We start from the raw sequence: 15,622 nt of genomic DNA, 5'->3' as shown, positions 1-15,622 counted from the left end.
CCGGTCTCCCTGTGGATGTGGCGCGATATGGCGGGAGACTGGCCGAGATACAATCACCTTGGCCCTTCCGTGGAGAGGAGGACTAGCTCTGAGTCAAACCACACCCAGCGCCAAATCGATCAACGCCATCGTCGAAGGATCGAACCCCTTCGCGCCTTCCGTCTCGATCGACTTCGCAATCTCCTTGCCCAGTTCGACGCCGAACTGGTCGAAGGGGTTGATCCCCATCAGCACGGCATTGGCGAAGGTCCGATGCTCGTAAAAGGCAATGAGCGCCCCCAGGGCATCAGGCGTCACGTCATTCAGCAGGATTGTCGTAGAAGGCCGATTACCCGGATAGGCCCGCGCTGGATCAGCCTCATTCTCCTTGCCCCGCATCAGCGCCGCACCCTGGGCAAAGCAATTCACCAGCAGCGCCCGGTGATGCGCCGGGTCGAGCGCATGCCCCGGCTCGATCGAAGCGACGAACTCCACCGGCGTCAGGATCGTGCCTTGGTGCAGCAGCTGGAACACGGCATGTTGCGCGTCCGTGCCGACGCCACCCCAGGTGATCGGCGCGGTAGGCCCGTCCACCGGCTTTCCGTCCCGCGTCACGCTCTTGCCGTTGCTCTCCATCTCCAGTTGTTGAAGGTAGGAGGGGAGCAGCCTCAACCGCTCGTCATAGGCGAACAGCGCCCGCGTCTGGCACCCAAGCACTCGCGTATAATATTGATCGACAAAGGCCGCGATCAGCGGCGCATTCTGCGCCGGATCGGACAGGCGGAAATGCCGATCCATCGCCGCCGCGCCCTCCAGCAGGCTTTCGAACGCGTCCCAGCCAAGCGCCAGCGCCGCCGGAAAACCGATAGAGGACCAAAGCGAATAGCGACCGCCGACGCTTTCGGCGAACGGCAGGATGCGGGTCTCATCGACGCCCCATTCGATCGCCTTGTCCGGGCTGGCTGTCAGCGCGATGACCTTGCCATAGGGGTCTTCAACGCCCGCCTCGACCAGCCAATTGATCGCGCTCGCGGCGTTCAGCATCGTTTCGGTCGTGGTGAATGTTTTCGACGCCACCGCGATCAGCGTGGCTTCAGGGTCGAAGCGCGAAATAGCTCGCTCCAGCGCCGTGCCATCAACGTTCGACACGATCGCGACATCATAGCGCGCGCCGTTGCCTTCCAGCGCATCGACGATCAGGTCCGGGCCAAGCGCCGAACCGCCGATGCCGATATGCAATATATGCCGGATCGGCCCCAGCGCCTCGCCCTCAATAGCATCGATCAGCGCGCGCATCCGGGCGTGCAGCATCTTGGCGCGCGACACGCTTTCCGCATTGCCCTCCCCGCGCTCGGCGGGATGTTCAGCGGCGCGCCCTTCACTGCCGTTTATGGGCTCGCCCGCGAAAAAGGCGTCGCGCCACCTGGCGAAATCCATGTCCTTCGCCAGTTCGAGGAACGCGTCGAGCGTTTCGCTCGTCAGATGGGTCTTGGACCAATCAAAACGAAGCGGCCCCTGCGTAAGCGTGAACTTGCTCAGCCGATTGGGGTCCGCCGCGAAGACGGACTTTAATTCGGGCTGCGGGAGGGCGGCGATTGCCTCCAGTGCAGGGCTGGACATGAAAGGGTAAATCCTCTTTTCCGTTGATCGATACCGACGCTGCACCTGTCGATTCTTCTTCCTCTTACTCAAGCGTAACGGCCAATGCACCGGGCCACGCGCTTGACGGCAGGTTTCCAACGCAGCAAAAGCCGCAGCGGCCTGTTTTCAAGGCAAATTGAAGGACTAGACGAGCAGGCATGTGCGCAAAATCCGAAACGCGGGACTTCATCTGGTTCCTCGCAAAGCTGGCGGTCTTCGTCTTCATTCTGCGCAGCTTCATCGTCTCTCCGTTCAATATTCCGTCCGAATCGATGCAGCCGCGCCTGCTGATCGGCGATTATCTGCTCGTCGCGAAATGGCCCTATGGCTACTCGCGCTACTCCCTGCCCTTCAATCTGCCGCTCATTCCTGGCCGCATCCTCGCGTCCACGCCGCAGCGCGGGGACGTTGTCGTGTTCAAGGCGCCGCCAAGCCAGAAGAATGACTATATCAAGCGCGTGATCGGCTTGCCCGGCGACATGATCTCCGTGCGCGGTGGCACCGTCTATCTGAACGGTCAGGCGATTCCCAAGCAGCGTGTCGCCGATTTGGTCATCCCGGTGACCCCTAACATGCTGGACGCCGCTGCCAAGGAGGGCAGCCCATCCCCCTGCTATCGCCCGAAATTCGAGGAGGATGCGCCAGCCGGCGGTCGTCAGTGCCGCTATCCGCAATATCGCGAAACCCTGCCTGGCGGCAAAAGCTACAATGTCCTTGATCTTGTGCAGGATGGCGCCGCAGACGACCGCGACACGGTACTGGTGCCCGAAGGCCATCTCTTCATGATGGGCGACAATCGGGACCGCAGCGCCGACAGCCGCTTTCCCGCAGTCGAAGGCGGCGGCATCGGCCTGGTGCCGGAGGAAAATCTGGTGGGCAAGGCCATGATATCAGTCTTCTCCACCGATGGCAGCGCCAATTGGCTGCTTCCCTGGACCTGGTTCACCGCCGCACGCTGGGACCGCATTGGGGAAGGCTTTTGAGCAAGCCCGACACGGCTGGCTGGCTCGCCGCATTGATCGGGCGAGCGCCGAAGGACGCCGTGCCTTTTCTGCAGGCGCTGACCCATGGCAGCGCGAACGCCGTCAATTATGAACGGTTGGAATTTCTAGGAGACCGGGTGCTCGGGCTGGTGATGGCCGAGTGGGTCTATGACCGTTTCGCCGGGGAACCGGAGGGCAAGCTTTCCCGACGCTTCAACGCGCTTGTGTCCGGCGAAACCTGCGCCGATGTCGCAAGGGCTGTGGGCGTTCCCGCGCATCTTGTCCTTGGCAAACAAGCACGCGATGATGGCGCGGCTGACAGCGACAATGTGCTTGGCGACGTGATGGAGGCGCTGATCGGCGCACTGTATCTTGAAGCCGGGCTGGACGACGCCCGCGCGCTCGTCCGCCGCCTTTGGAGCAGCCGCGTGGATACGCAGGAAAGCGCGCCCAAGCACCCCAAGTCCGCACTGCAGGAATGGGCCGCCGCCAACCGCCGCAAACCGCCCGAATATGCCATGACCGATCGCTCCGGTCCTCACCATGCGCTGAAGTTCACGGTGACGGTGTCGATCAAGGGCGCTGGCGAAGCGAGCGCCACCGGGGGGTCCAAGCAAGAGGCGGAGACGGCCGCGGCCAAGGCGCTGCTGGATAAGTTGGCCAACTGAGCCTGTCGCCTGAACTTATTTTGGATTAGGAAGGAAGTCCCTCCGACAGCGGCAGGGGTGAACGGAGTTTTGTTTGACGATTGATCTTGAATCCCAACGCTGCGGAGTTGTCGCCATCGTCGGCGCGCCAAATGCGGGCAAATCCACACTGGTGAACGCGCTGGTCGGCCAGAAGGTCGCTATCACCAGTCCCAAGGCGCAGACCACCCGAACCCGCGTCATGGGCGTCGCGATTGAAGGCGACGCACAGATCGTCCTTGTGGATACCCCTGGCATCTTCCAGCCCAAGCGCCGCCTCGACCGCGCCATGGTGCAGGCCGCATGGGGCGGCGCGCAGGGCGCGGACCTCATCGCGCTGATCGTTGACGGCAAGGCGGGCCTCGGCCCCAAGATCGAACCGATCGTCGAGGCGCTTGCACATCGGCCGGAGCGCAAGTGGCTGATCCTCAACAAGGTGGACATTGCGATCAAGGAAAAGCTGCTGGTTCATACCCAAAGGCTGTACGAGCGGATCGGTTTCGAGGAGACCTTCTTCATTTCCGCCGCCACCGGGGATGGCCTTGCGGAACTCAAAACCGCCTTCGCCAAGGCCATGCCCGAAGGTCCGTGGCACTTCCCGGAAGATCAGGTTTCCGACGCCACCGACCGCATGCTGGCCGCCGAAATCACTCGCGAACAGCTCTATCACCAGCTTCACGCCGAGCTACCCTATGCCGCAGCCGTGGACACGGAAAAATATAGCGAGCGCGAGGACGGCTCGGTGGAAATCCACCAGCAGATATTGGTCGGCCGTTCCAGCCAGCGCGCCATCGTGCTCGGCAAGGGCGGCCAGCGCCTCAAGGAAATAGGTTCAAAGGCCCGTGCCGAGTTGGCGAGCCTGCTCGGGGTCAAGGTCCACCTCTACCTCCACGTCAAGGTGAAGGAAGATTGGGAAGACGACCGATTTATCTACCGGGACATCGGCCTGGATTGGGTGGAGTAAAGAACCCGTCGCCATTCAAGCCGACCCGACCCCGTTCGGGCTGAGCCTGTCGAAGCCCTGCTTCTCTTCGAAGATAAGGCAAGCCCTTCGACATTTGAGCGAGGCAAGCGCCTCGCTCAAACAGGACGAACGGAGGTCGTTAACTACTCCGCCGCCGCCTTCTTCTTGGCCGGCGCCTTCTTGGCAGCAGGCTTCTTCGCAGCCGCCTTTTTCGCCGGAGCCTTCTTCCCCTTCTTCGCAGGCGCCGCCGCAGCGCGCGCATCGATCAGTTGCGCCGCTTCCTCCAATGTCAACGCATCCTGCTCAACCGCCTTGGGCAGCGTGGCATTGGTCGTGCCATCGGTGACAAAAGGCCCATAGCGCCCCGCCATCAGCTTGATCTCGGCCTCGGTGCGCGGGTGCTTGCCGAGCACCTTGAGCGGCTCCCGCGACGCTCCGCCACGGCCGCCCTTGTTCGCCGCATCGGCCAGCTTGGCGACGGCGCTGTTCATGCCGACTTCGAATATCTCGGCAGTCGATGACAGCCGCCCATATTTGCCGTCATGCAGCAGGTAGGGACCAAAGCGCCCGATATTGGCGACGATCGGCTTCCCCGTCTCGGGATGAAGCCCGACCTCGCGCGGCAGGCTTAAGAGCTTCACCGCCCAATCCAGCGTCATCTCGCCATCTGGCAGGTCCTTGGGGATCGATCCGCGCTTCGCTTCCTTACCCTCGCCCATCTCGATATAGGGTCCAAAGCGCCCGGATTTCTTGACGATATCCTGCCCCGTCTCGGGATGCTGGCCCAGCACCTCGGGTCCCGTATCTTCGCCTTCCTTGCCGCCCGGCTGGCCGAACTTCCGCGTATATTTGCACTCCGGATAGTTGGAGCAGGCGATGAACGCCCCAAAACGCCCGCCGCGCAGCGACAGCTGCCCATCGCCGCACATCGGACAAGCGCGGGGATTGGACCCATCCGCCTTGGGCGGGAAGAGCATCGGCTCAAGGAACTTGTCCAGTTCAGCCGTGATGTCCGAAGGCTTCTGCTCCATCACTTCGGCGGTCTTGGGCTTGAAGTCTTTCCAGAAGGCTTCCAGCACCGCCTGCCACTGGGCACGACCGCCGGAAATATCGTCCAGTTCATCCTCCAGCCCCGCAGTGAAGTCGTAGGACACATAGCGTTCGAAGAAGCGTTCGAGGAAGGCCGTCACCAGCCGCCCGCTCTCCTCGGCGAAGAAGCGGTTCTTCTCGATCCGCACATAGTCGCGGTCCTTCAGCACCTGCAGCGTAGAGGCATAGGTCGACGGACGCCCGATCCCCAATTCCTCCAGCTTCTTGACCAGTGAAGCTTCCGAATAACGCGGCGGGGGCTGGGTGAAATGCTGCTCGGCCGTCACCTTCTTCTTGGCCGGCGCATCGCCTTCCGCCATGCGCGGCAACAGCTTGGAGTCATCATCCTCGCTGTCGTCCCGCCCCTCTTCATAAAGCGCCAGGAAACCTGGGAAGATCACCACCTGCCCGGTCGCGCGCAACGCATGCTGGCCTGTGCCATCCACCAGGTCGATTGTCGTCCGCTCCAGCCGTGCCGAGGCCATCTGGCTCGCCAGAGCCCGCTTGAAGATCAGGTCGTAAAGCCGCGCATGATCGCCGCTGCCAACCTTGTCCCGCCCGAACTCGGTCGGACGAATGGCCTCATGCGCTTCCTGCGCATTCTTGGCCTTGGTCTGATATTGACGCGGCTTTTCCGGCAGATAACCACCGTCATAGCGCTCGGCGATCGCCTTGCGCGCGGCAGAAATGGCGCTCCCGTCCATCTGCACGCCGTCTGTACGCATATAGGTGATCGCGCCGTCCTCGTAGAGCTGCTGCGCGATCCGCATCGTATGGCTGGCCGAGAAGCCGAGTTTGCGCGCAGCCTCCTGCTGCAGGGTCGAGGTCGTGAACGGCGGCGGAGGGTTGCGCGAAACCGGCTTCGTCTCGACCTTCTCGACGGTAAAACGCCCGGCCTCCACATCCGCCTTCGCGGCCATGGCATCGCCTTCCTTGCCGATGGTCAGCCGGTCGATCTTCTCGCCCTTCCAGCGCACCAGCCGCGCGGTGAAGCCCTGCCCCCCCTGCTCCATCTCGGCCGCGACCGACCAATATTCCTGGGCGACGAAACTCTCGATCTCGCGCTCCCGCTCGACCACCAGCCGCAGCGCAACCGACTGCACGCGCCCCGCCGACTTGGCGCCTGGCAGCTTGCGCCACAGAACCGGCGACAGCGTGAAGCCCACCAGATAGTCCAGCGCTCGCCGCGCCCGATAGGCGTCGATCAAATCCTCGTCCAGTGCACGCGGCTTGGCCATGGCGTCCAGGACCGCGGCCTTGGTGATCGCATTGAACGTCACCCGATCCACGGTCTGCGGCAAAGCCTTCTTGGCGCGCAGCACTTCCTGCACATGCCAGCTGATCGCTTCTCCTTCGCGATCAGGGTCAGTCGCCAGGATCAGGCGCGTCGCCTTCTTGGCCTCATCGGTAATGGCCTTGAGCTGCTTGCCCTTGTCGCCATAATTTTCCCAACTCATGGCGAAACCATGATCCGGGTCCACCGATCCGTCCTTGGCAGGCAGATCGCGGATATGACCATAGCTGGCCAGAACGTGGAAATCCCCGCCCAGATATTTCTCGATTGTCTTCGCCTTGGCAGGCGACTCAACGATGACAAGCTGCATTCAAGCCCCGGTTTTTGAGTTCTCTCACGTACACGCGCGAGTCTGGAAGGCGGCGACGCCCCGCGTCAAGACCATCACGACAGGCTCACCCTTCCGCCTGCATGGCGTTCGAGACGGCCTGCAAGTTCCAGCTCCAGCAACACCGTCTGCACGATAGCGGGGCTGAAGGCGGACAGGCGAATAATCTCGTCCACGGGCACCGGCGCATGACCCAGCAGGCCCAGCACAGCCTCCCGCTCACGCCCCGCCACATCGGACGAAACCGGTTCGCCAGCAAAATCCAGTGACCCCTGCCGCACCATCCGGCTGTCGATCCCACCGATCGCCTCGATCACATCATTGCCATTTTGCACCAAAGTGGCGCCTTCGCGAATGAGCTGGTTGCATCCCTGCGCGCGCGGATCGGCGGGCGATCCGGGCACGGCCATCACCTCGCGCCCCGCTTCCACCGCCAACCGCGCAGTAATCAATGATCCGGATCGCGGCGCGGCCTCCACCACCACGGTTCCTGCAGCCAGCCCCGCAATGATCCGGTTACGCGCCGGAAAGTGCCGGGCGAGCGGCTGTGTGCCTGGAGGATGCTCCGTCACCAGCAGGCCTTCGGTCGCCACCTGTTCCTGCAGATCGCCATTTTCCGGCGGAAACACCACGTCCAAACCGCAGGCGATGACCGCGATGGTTCCGGTCACGACTGATCCCTGATGCGCAGCCGTATCGATCCCCCGCGCCAACCCGGACACCACGACCGCGCCTTGCTGACCCAATTCCTGCGCCAGGCTGCGGGCAAATCGGCAAGCGGCGGCAGATGCATTGCGCGCGCCTACCATCGCGACGCATTGCCGCGCCGCCAACGTCGCGTCCCCCCGCACGATCAGCGCTGGAGGTGCCCCATCCATCTGTTCCAGCAGAAAGGGATAGTCTTTATCGCCCATCAGCAGATAGCGGGCGCCCAGAGCCTTGCTGCGCGCAATCTCCTGCTCCACGGCACCAGCATCAGCCACTTTCGCTTTGCCCCCGCCGCGCGCGGCCAGCTGCGGCACTGCCTGCAACGCATCGCCCGCCTTGCCGAAACGCGCCATCAACTGCCGGAATGTGACCGGACCGATGCGAGGCGAACGGATCAGGCGCAGGCGATCGAACCGCTCCTGCTCACTCACCCTTTCGCCGCTCCGATCTTGGGTTCTGTTCCCTTGGCGAGCCGCGAGATATTCGCCCGGTGCCGCCACAGCAGGATCAACGCCAGCCCCAGCGTCACGGGCACCAGGTCGATCCGGCCCATGAACCATAAGGCGACTGGCGCACTGATCCCCGCCGCCATGCCGCCGACCGATGACCATTTCGTCCCGAACAGCGCCCCTAGCCAAACCACGGCATAGACAATCCCGGCAGGCCAATGCAGCGCCGTAACGACGCCCATCATCGTCGCCACGCCCTTGCCCCCTGCAAAGCGCAGCCAGATAGGATAGCAATGGCCAATAAAGGCCATCGCGCCCGCCATCGGCCCGGCGCCATCGACCAGCGCCGCGCCGATCAGCACCGCCGCCACGCCCTTCAGCAGGTCGAGCAGGAGCGTCGCCGCCGCCAACCCCTTCCGCCCCGTCCGCAGCACATTGGTCGCGCCGATATTCCCTGATCCGATCTGGCGCAGGTCGCCCGCACCGGTGAAGCGCGTCAGCAGCAGCCCGAAGGGGATCGAGCCCAGCAGATAGGAAATCAGCAGGACGAAAGCGGGGAGTAGCCAGGGAGGGTTCATGATCTCGCCGAAATGAATTGCGGCGCGACCATAGCGTTCCGGCGGTCAGGGGCAATGCCAAAGGCGAAAGCCTCGTTACGTCCGCGACACCCAAAGTCTTGCCTGTTGCCGTGCGCCCTCACCCCGGTATAACCCAAGGATAGAAATGGTCGCCCGCTCAAAAGTGCTCAAGAATGAGAGACAATAAGGATTCCGCTGTTGAGCATAAGCGCGCGGATGAACGCCAGCGCCGCCTGCTCAAAGCGCACATGATTCATCCCCGTCACGGCAAAATCGATATCGTCATCCGCGACGTTTCCGTTCAGGGAATCGGCGGCAAATGCGATCACGGTCTTATCGCAGGTGAGGCCGTCACCATTTGCCTACCCGCCCATGCCCCGGTCCCAGGCCAGGTCGCATGGTGTGCGAGGCGCGCGTTCGGCGTCCGGTTGGACGATCGCATCGATCCTGTCGTGGTCCGCAGTTCATCCGAGTCCGCGAATCAACCTTATCAGGCCCCAGAACGCGCTCAGCCTGCGGGCGATTTTAAGCGCCCCGGGTTCGGGCGGAACAGGAGGAGCTAACCCGACCACGTGCGGCCAAGGCCCTGTTGACAGCCTTCCCTCCTATCGCGACATGTGTGCCCCATAATGAAAGTCGCTCCAACCGCTCCCCTGCTCTTCTTTGATTCCGGCGTAGGCGGGCTCTCCATCCTCGCCCCGACCCGGGCAGCGCTGCCGAACGCCCCTATCATCTATGCGGCTGACAGCGCGGGTTTCCCATACGGTACCAAGAGCGAGGCGGAGATCGCCGCCCGCGTCCCAGCGCTGCTCGGCCGCCTGGTCGAGCGCTATCGCCCGCGGCTTGCCGTCATTGCCTGCAACACGGCCTCCACCATCGCGCTGTCCGCCGTGCGAGCCGCGCTCGACATCCCGGTCGTCGGCACCGTTCCTGCGATCAAGCCTGCGGCTCTTCTGTCCAAAAGCCGCGTCTTCGGCGTCCTGGGCACCGATGCGACCGTCCGGCAGCCCTATGTGGACCGCCTCACCGCCGAATTTGGCGCGGACTGCACTGTTCTACGCCACGGTTCCGCCGCCTTGGTTCAACTGGCCGAAGCCAAGCTGCGCGGCGAACCGCTAGACCCAAATATTGCCCGAGACGCCCTTGCCGGTCTAATAGACCAGCCCGGCGGCAAGCGCATGGATACGGTCGTGCTTGCCTGCACCCATTTCCCGCTGGTGGAAGCCGAATTGGCCGCAGCCGCGCCGCAGCCGCTCACTTTCGTGCATGGTGGCGAAGGCATCGCCCGGCGCATCGCCTATTTGACTCAGGGGCAGGAATGGCCTGCGTCACGTCCGTCCGGCAAAGCCGTTTTCACGCGTTTGGACAACAGCGTAGCGTCGCTTGCCCCGGCCCTCGCCGAACTTGGCCTCACCCAGATGGAGCCGCTGTGACAGGGTAGGACCTTTAGTCCACTCCCAATTTCATCTATCATTGTGATAGGTATTTCTCCCTGGCGCTGCGAACGGTTATCGCTGGTAATAGCGGGCCGCAGCAGGTAAACGCACCGCCGGAAGGATGCGGGCCACAAGGGACTGGGCGTTACGTGAACTACAAGCATATCTTCGCGCAAGCGATCGACCGGCTTCACAGCGAAGGTCGCTATCGCGTGTTCATCGATATCCTTCGGAACAAGGGCGCCTTTCCCAATGCGCGCTGCTTCCACGGCCATAATGGTCCAAAGCCGATCACCGTCTGGTGCTCCAACGACTATCTTGCCATGGGCCAGCATCCCAAGGTGGTGGCGGCTATGGAAGAGGCGCTGCACGATGTCGGCGCAGGCTCGGGCGGCACCCGGAATATCGGCGGCAACACCCATTATCACGTCGATCTGGAATCCGAATTGGCCAGCCTCCATGGCAAGGAAGCGGCGCTGCTCTTCACCTCGGGCTACGTCTCGAACGAAGCGACGCTCGCCACCCTCGCCAAACTGCTGCCTGGCTGCATCGTCTTTTCCGACGAGCTCAACCATGCCTCGATGATCGCGGGCATCCGCAATTCGGGCTGCGAAAAGCGTGTCTTCCGCCACAATGACGTTGAACATCTGCGCGAACTGCTCGCCGCCGAAGATCCCGACGCGCCCAAGCTGATCGCTTTCGAAAGCGTTTATTCGATGGATGGCGACGTCGCTCCCATCGCCGCGATCTGCGACCTCGCCGACGAATTCAACGCGCTGACCTATCTCGACGAGGTTCATGCGGTCGGCATGTATGGCGCCCATGGCGGCGGCATTTCCGAACGGGATGAAGTCGCAGACCGCCTCACAATCATCGAAGGTACGCTGGGCAAGGCATTCGGCGTGATGGGCGGCTACATCGCAGCCGACCAGATGATCGTGGATGTCATCCGCAGCTATGCGCCCGGCTTTATCTTCACGACTTCGCTCTCGCCCGTGCTCGTCGCAGGCGTCCTCGCCAGCGTCCGCCATCTCAAACAGTCGAACGAGGAACGCGAAGGTCAGCAAGCCGCCGCCGCAACCCTTAAGCGCTTGATGACCGAAGCGGGCCTGCCCGTCATGCCATCCGTCACGCACATCGTCCCGCTGATGGTCGGCGACCCGGTCAAGGCGAAGCGGATCAGCGATATTCTGCTCGCTGAATATGGCGCTTATGTGCAGCCGATCAATTATCCCACCGTCCCTCGCGGTACGGAGCGTCTGCGCTTCACGCCCGGCCCGGCGCACAGCGCCGAGATGATGCAGGACCTCGTTTCCGCGCTGGTCGAAATTTGGGATCGCCTGGAACTGGAAATCAAGAAGGCGGCTTGATGTCGTGATCCCAGCGCAAGCTGGGATTTTCTGACAACAGGTTAAGGCGCCTGAGATTCCAGCTTGCCTTAAGAAGGCCACGCTCGCCCTGATCACCGGCCTCCTCGCCCCGTAGCTGCGATAAGCTCCGGCAATTTCCCGTTTCGCCAAGTGCCGCAGCAGCGCGCGCATTAAATTCTGATCATCCGCCAAAGTCATAGCGCACCTCCTGCTGCCCGAGGGGCGCAAGTCCGTTGCCGGGCAAGCAGCGATGCAAGTGTGAAGCCCTTCCCGCCGCAGCCCTTGCGGAACCGTTACGGGCCATCCCATCTTTTTGTACCATGGCCCACTGGATCGAACCGCACCCGACCGGCATCTATGTCCGCCCCGCCGATGCGTGGATCGATCCTTCCGTTCCGCGCGAACGGGCGCTGGTGACCCATGGCCACGCCGACCACGCGCGGGGCGGCCACGGTCATGTCTGGGCGACGGAGGAAACCCTCGCCATCATGGCCCTTCGCTACGGCACGGCGTCCGGCACAGCCGTCCCTTATGGCGAAGATATCCGCATGAACGGCGTCACGATCAGCTACATACCGGCGGGCCATGTCCTGGGTTCTGCCCAAATCCTCCTCACCCACGCTGGCGAACGCGTGGTCGTAACCGGCGATTACAAACGCCGCCCCGATCCGACTTGCAAGCCCTTCGAACCCGTCCCCTGCGACATCTTCGTCACTGAAGCGACCTTCGGCCTTCCCGTCTTTCGCCACCCGGACACCGGCAGCGAAGTCGATCGCCTCCTCACAGCGCTTCATGCCAATCCCGATCGCTGCGTCCTCGTCGGCGCCTATGCGCTCGGCAAGGCTCAGCGCCTCATCTGCGAACTGCGCGCCAGGGGGCACCACGACCCGATCTACATCCATGGAGCCCTCGAACGGATGTGCGCCCTCTACGAGCAGTTCGGCGTCGCCATGGGAGACCTGCGTCCGGCCACGGGCCTCCCGGCAAAAGAGATGCGCGGCCGCATCATCGTTTCGCCGCCTTCCGCCCTCAACGACCGCTGGAGCCGCCGCTTGCCCGACCCGATAACCGCCATGGCGTCAGGCTGGATGCGCGTCCGCCAGCGGGCCCGCCAGCGCAATGTCGAACTGCCCTTGATCATTTCCGACCATGCGGACTGGGACGAACTGACCAGCACCATCCGCGAAGTCGCTCCCTCCGAAACCTGGATCACCCACGGCCGCGAGGAAGCCCTGCTCCACTGGTGCATGACCCACCAGATGCGCGCGAGAGCGCTGGAACTGGTGGGCCGCGAAGATGAGGATGAAGGGTAATGCCCAAGCCGATCCCCCTGCCTCCGTTCGGTTCGAGCATGTCGATAATTTGTGCGCAACTATTCTCGACAAGTTCGAACCGAACGGGGGAGGAGAAGGAAGGATGAGGCAATTCTCCCAACTCCTGGACGGCCTCGTCTATACCCGATCCCGCAACGGCAAGCTGGACCTCATCGCGTCCTACATGCGTCAGGCCCCCGACCCAGATCGCGGCTGGGCCCTTGCCGCCCTTACCGGCAATCTCGACATAAAGGCTGTCAAAGCCTCCACCATTGCAGAAATGACCCGTTCCCGCGTCGATCCGGTCCTGTTCGAAATGAGCCGCGACTATGTCGGCGACCTCGCCGAAACCGTCGCCCTCCTCTGGCCAAAGTCGGAAGATCAGCCGCAGGAAATAGACGACGGCTCCCTCACCCTATCCAGCATCATAGACCGCCTCCATGCCGTCAGCCGAGCCGCCGCGCCTGCGACCCTGGCGCAAATGATGGATCATCTCGACGCCTCCGGCCGCTTCGCCCTGCTGAAGCTCGCCACCGGCGGCCTGCGCGTCGGCATCTCCGCCCGACTTGCCAAGACCGGCTTCGCGCAAGCCTTCAAGCTCGACGTCGATGATGTGGAGGAATGTTGGCACGCGCTCGCCCCTCCCTATGCGGCACTCTTCGCATGGGCCGAAGGGAAAGCAGACCGGCCCGACCCAGCAGGCACGCCCTTCTTCCGCCCCTTCATGCTCGCCCACCCGCTGGAAGCTGAGCGCGTCGATCTCACCGACTATGCCGCCGAATGGAAATGGGACGGCATCCGCATCCAAATCGTCGGCACCGGCACGGAAACCCGCCTCTACAGCCGCGCCGGAGACGACATCACCGGCAGCTTTCCAGAGATCGCGCAAGCCTTCACCGCGCATGCAGTCCTCGACGGCGAACTGCTCGTCAAAGGCGAGTTTCAGGGCGGGGAAGCGGCGAGCTTCAACGCCCTCCAGCAACGCCTCGGCCGCAAGGCGGTGACGGCGAAGATGATGGACGAATATCCCGCCTTCGTCCGCCTCTACGACATATTGCTCGACGCCGACGAAGATCTTCGCACCCTCCCATGGGAACAGCGTCGCGGCGCCCTCGAAACAACCATCCCCAAACTCGATCCCCACCGCTTCGACATCTCCGCCCTGATCGAAGCCCCCGACTTCGAAACCCTCGCCGACATCCGCGCAGGCGCCCGCGACGCTGCCATCGAAGGCGTGATGCTCAAGCGCCGGGACAGCCCCTATGTCGCCGGGCGCAAGGCCGCGCTCTGGTACAAATGGAAACGCGATCCCCTGACCGCCGACTGCGTCATGATGTATGCCCAGCGCGGCCACGGCAAACGCTCATCCTTCTACTCGGACTACACCTTCGGCTGCTGGACGGAGGAAGGCGAATTGCTGCCCGTCGGCAAAGCCTATTCGGGCTTCACCGATGAGGAACTGAAATGGCTCGACCGCTTCGTGCGAGGGAATACGATCAACCGCTTCGGCCCGGTGCGCGAGGTCGAAAAGTCGCTGGTGCTGGAGGTCGCCTTCGACAGCATCCATGAAAGCAAGCGGCATAAGTCGGGGCTTGCGATGCGCTTTCCCCGCATCGCGCGGATACGCAGGGACAAGCCTGCGCAGGAGGCGGATACGGTGGCGGGGTTGCGGCGGTTGGTGAGTTGAAAGTCAGCGACTCTTCACGGCCGAACGCGCGGCGATCGACAAGCGATAAAGCGCCTCTCCTATATAACCCTTCAGGGTGAACTTCGAAAATTTAAGCGTGACGTCATTGGTCATGCATGCGGACAAGTGAGGGGTGAGGGCCCCGAATGCGCTTGTCTCGGCTACGCTACCGATAGGCGCTAAAACGAGTTGACGTGCGTCCGATGGCCCATGTCGAACCGCGCAATCGGCTAGTTTGCGAAGCACGGATTGTCCCGCGGCATCCTCCGCTGTCATCCCCTTACCACGCTGGACATATTCAATTGGCGTTATGGAAGAAAAATCTAGAGGCGCTTCTTTTTTGAAGTCCAGATGATACAACACGTCGTAAGCTGCAGCGCGATATGCGGAGCTATTGAGGGTCATGCTCCCGTTTAACAGGCATGAGTTGATCGCGACCTTGAGCAGCAACTTTTCTGCGTCGGCCTACCCCGGCGCCATAGCCAAAAAATCCTCGACCCGCTTGCGCGACTCATCAATTGTACAGGCGGCATAATCATTCAGGATCTTGCGACTATCATCTGACCTGATCCGTTGGTCAGAAGGTATGACCGCTGCTTTTTCGGGCAGTATCGTTCCCGTCCGACTGATGGCAGATGAAGAGTAAATCAGCATGATGGATAGGATCACAGACTTGTTCATTGCCCCGCCCAGATGAAGTTTTTCGACTGATACTGGTCTGTTTGCATTATGAAAACCGTAAGTGTCTCACAGGAGAGCCCCATGCCCTACACTGGAAGCTGCCACTGCGGCGCGGTTACCTTCACCGTAGCCGCCGACGCACCCACAGAAGCCATGTCCTGCAACTGCTCCCATTGCCGCCGCAAGGGGTTCCTGCTGACCTTCGTGCCCGCCAACCAGTTCACGCTCGACAGCGGTGCGGACAAGCTGACCGACTATCAATTCTACAAGCACAGGATCACGCATCAGTTCTGCGATACCTGTGGCACGCAGGCATTTGCGCAAGGAACCGGCCCGGACGGATCACCCACGCGGGCCGTCAACCTTCGCTGCGTGCCGGACATCGACCTCGACGCCCTCAAGATCAACAAGATGGACGGCGCGAGCTTCTGACAGC

General features: G+C 62.5%; 14 protein-coding genes. 8 read left to right on the top strand and 6 right to left on the bottom strand.

Going from position 1 to position 15,622, the window contains the following annotated elements; translation table 11 throughout:
• Positions 1-93: 93 nt before the first annotated feature.
• Positions 94-1,599, bottom strand: coding sequence for a glucose-6-phosphate isomerase (gene pgi / locus EP837_RS00800; protein WP_066523790.1), 1,506 nt, complete (start codon positions 1,597-1,599; stop codon positions 94-96).
• 179 nt (positions 1,600-1,778) lie between these two features.
• Here pgi and lepB point away from each other — a divergent pair, with 179 nt between their 5' ends.
• From lepB to era, 3 genes are all read left to right on the top strand, one after another.
• Positions 1,779-2,603 (top strand): signal peptidase I, encoded by an 825-nt coding sequence (lepB, locus tag EP837_RS00795; RefSeq protein ID WP_066523789.1) that lies wholly within the window; start codon positions 1,779-1,781, stop codon positions 2,601-2,603.
• Positions 2,600-3,271, top strand: coding sequence for a ribonuclease III (gene rnc / locus EP837_RS00790; protein ID WP_082919517.1), 672 nt, complete (start codon positions 2,600-2,602; stop codon positions 3,269-3,271). Before lepB ends, rnc begins: the two co-directional genes overlap by 4 nt.
• Before the next feature lie 73 nt (positions 3,272-3,344).
• On the top strand, positions 3,345-4,253 hold the full coding sequence (gene era, locus EP837_RS00785; protein ID WP_066523787.1) for a GTPase Era: 909 nt from the start codon (positions 3,345-3,347) through the stop codon (positions 4,251-4,253).
• Between the two features lie 143 nt (positions 4,254-4,396).
• Here the strand turns inward: era and topA are convergent, their stop codons facing one another.
• The 4 genes from topA to EP837_RS21490 form a co-directional block, all read right to left on the bottom strand.
• Positions 4,397-6,946 carry a type I DNA topoisomerase gene (topA, locus tag EP837_RS00780; RefSeq protein ID WP_066523785.1) on the bottom strand — a complete coding sequence of 850 codons (2,550 nt, stop codon included), beginning with the start codon at positions 6,944-6,946 and terminating at the stop codon, positions 4,397-4,399.
• A gap of 74 nt (positions 6,947-7,020) precedes the next feature.
• Positions 7,021-8,103: a DNA-processing protein DprA gene (gene dprA / locus EP837_RS00775; RefSeq protein WP_066523783.1), complete on the bottom strand. Its 1,083-nt coding sequence runs from the start codon at positions 8,101-8,103 to the stop codon at positions 7,021-7,023.
• A complete protein-coding gene (gene plsY, locus EP837_RS00770; RefSeq protein ID WP_066523781.1) occupies positions 8,100-8,699 on the bottom strand; it encodes a glycerol-3-phosphate 1-O-acyltransferase PlsY in 600 nt (199 codons plus the stop codon). Before plsY ends, dprA begins: the two co-directional genes overlap by 4 nt.
• Before the next feature lie 167 nt (positions 8,700-8,866).
• Positions 8,867-9,028, bottom strand: coding sequence for a hypothetical protein (locus EP837_RS21490; RefSeq protein ID WP_225870611.1), 162 nt, complete (start codon positions 9,026-9,028; stop codon positions 8,867-8,869).
• A gap of 300 nt (positions 9,029-9,328) precedes the next feature.
• On the opposite strand from EP837_RS21490, the gene murI reads away from it, so the two are divergent.
• From murI to EP837_RS00750, 4 genes are all read left to right on the top strand, one after another.
• Positions 9,329-10,132, top strand: coding sequence for a glutamate racemase (murI, locus tag EP837_RS00765; protein ID WP_066523779.1), 804 nt, complete (start codon positions 9,329-9,331; stop codon positions 10,130-10,132).
• 152 nt (positions 10,133-10,284) lie between these two features.
• Positions 10,285-11,505: a 5-aminolevulinate synthase gene (hemA, locus tag EP837_RS00760; RefSeq protein ID WP_066523777.1), complete on the top strand. Its 1,221-nt coding sequence runs from the start codon at positions 10,285-10,287 to the stop codon at positions 11,503-11,505.
• Between the two features lie 320 nt (positions 11,506-11,825).
• Positions 11,826-12,818, top strand: coding sequence for a ligase-associated DNA damage response exonuclease (locus tag EP837_RS00755; protein WP_066523775.1), 993 nt, complete (start codon positions 11,826-11,828; stop codon positions 12,816-12,818).
• A gap of 103 nt (positions 12,819-12,921) precedes the next feature.
• The gene (locus EP837_RS00750; protein ID WP_066523772.1) at positions 12,922-14,505 is read left to right on the top strand and encodes a cisplatin damage response ATP-dependent DNA ligase; all 1,584 of its coding nucleotides are present in this window, start codon (positions 12,922-12,924) and stop codon (positions 14,503-14,505) included.
• 3 nt (positions 14,506-14,508) lie between these two features.
• On the opposite strand, the gene EP837_RS20910 is transcribed toward EP837_RS00750, so the two are convergent.
• The gene (locus EP837_RS20910) at positions 14,509-14,955 is read right to left on the bottom strand and encodes a hypothetical protein (RefSeq protein WP_156518350.1); all 447 of its coding nucleotides are present in this window, start codon (positions 14,953-14,955) and stop codon (positions 14,509-14,511) included.
• Between the two features lie 312 nt (positions 14,956-15,267).
• On the opposite strand from EP837_RS20910, the gene EP837_RS00740 reads away from it, so the two are divergent.
• Positions 15,268-15,618, top strand: coding sequence for a GFA family protein (locus EP837_RS00740; RefSeq protein WP_066523770.1), 351 nt, complete (start codon positions 15,268-15,270; stop codon positions 15,616-15,618).
• Positions 15,619-15,622 lie beyond the last annotated feature (4 nt).

The organism is Sphingobium sp. EP60837 (assembly GCF_001658005.1).
Classification (GTDB): Bacteria; Pseudomonadota; Alphaproteobacteria; order Sphingomonadales; family Sphingomonadaceae; genus Sphingobium; species Sphingobium tyrosinilyticum.
The sequence above is the reverse complement of the archived record's forward strand: the minus strand, read 5'-3'. Positions and strand labels throughout refer to the sequence as shown.

Coding starts and splice junctions, on each gene's coding strand:
- plsY (WP_066523781.1), bottom strand. CDS start 8,699: ATGAACCCTCCCTGGCTACTCCCCGCTTTCGTCCTGCTGATTTCCTAT.
- lepB (WP_066523789.1), top strand. CDS start 1,779: ATGTGCGCAAAATCCGAAACGCGGGACTTCATCTGGTTCCTCGCAAAG.
- pgi (WP_066523790.1), bottom strand. CDS start 1,599: ATGTCCAGCCCTGCACTGGAGGCAATCGCCGCCCTCCCGCAGCCCGAA.
- EP837_RS00755 (WP_066523775.1), top strand. CDS start 11,826: ATGGCCCACTGGATCGAACCGCACCCGACCGGCATCTATGTCCGCCCC.
- topA (WP_066523785.1), bottom strand. CDS start 6,946: ATGCAGCTTGTCATCGTTGAGTCGCCTGCCAAGGCGAAGACAATCGAG.
- EP837_RS00750 (WP_066523772.1), top strand. CDS start 12,922: ATGAGGCAATTCTCCCAACTCCTGGACGGCCTCGTCTATACCCGATCC.
- EP837_RS00740 (WP_066523770.1), top strand. CDS start 15,268: ATGCCCTACACTGGAAGCTGCCACTGCGGCGCGGTTACCTTCACCGTA.
- murI (WP_066523779.1), top strand. CDS start 9,329: ATGAAAGTCGCTCCAACCGCTCCCCTGCTCTTCTTTGATTCCGGCGTA.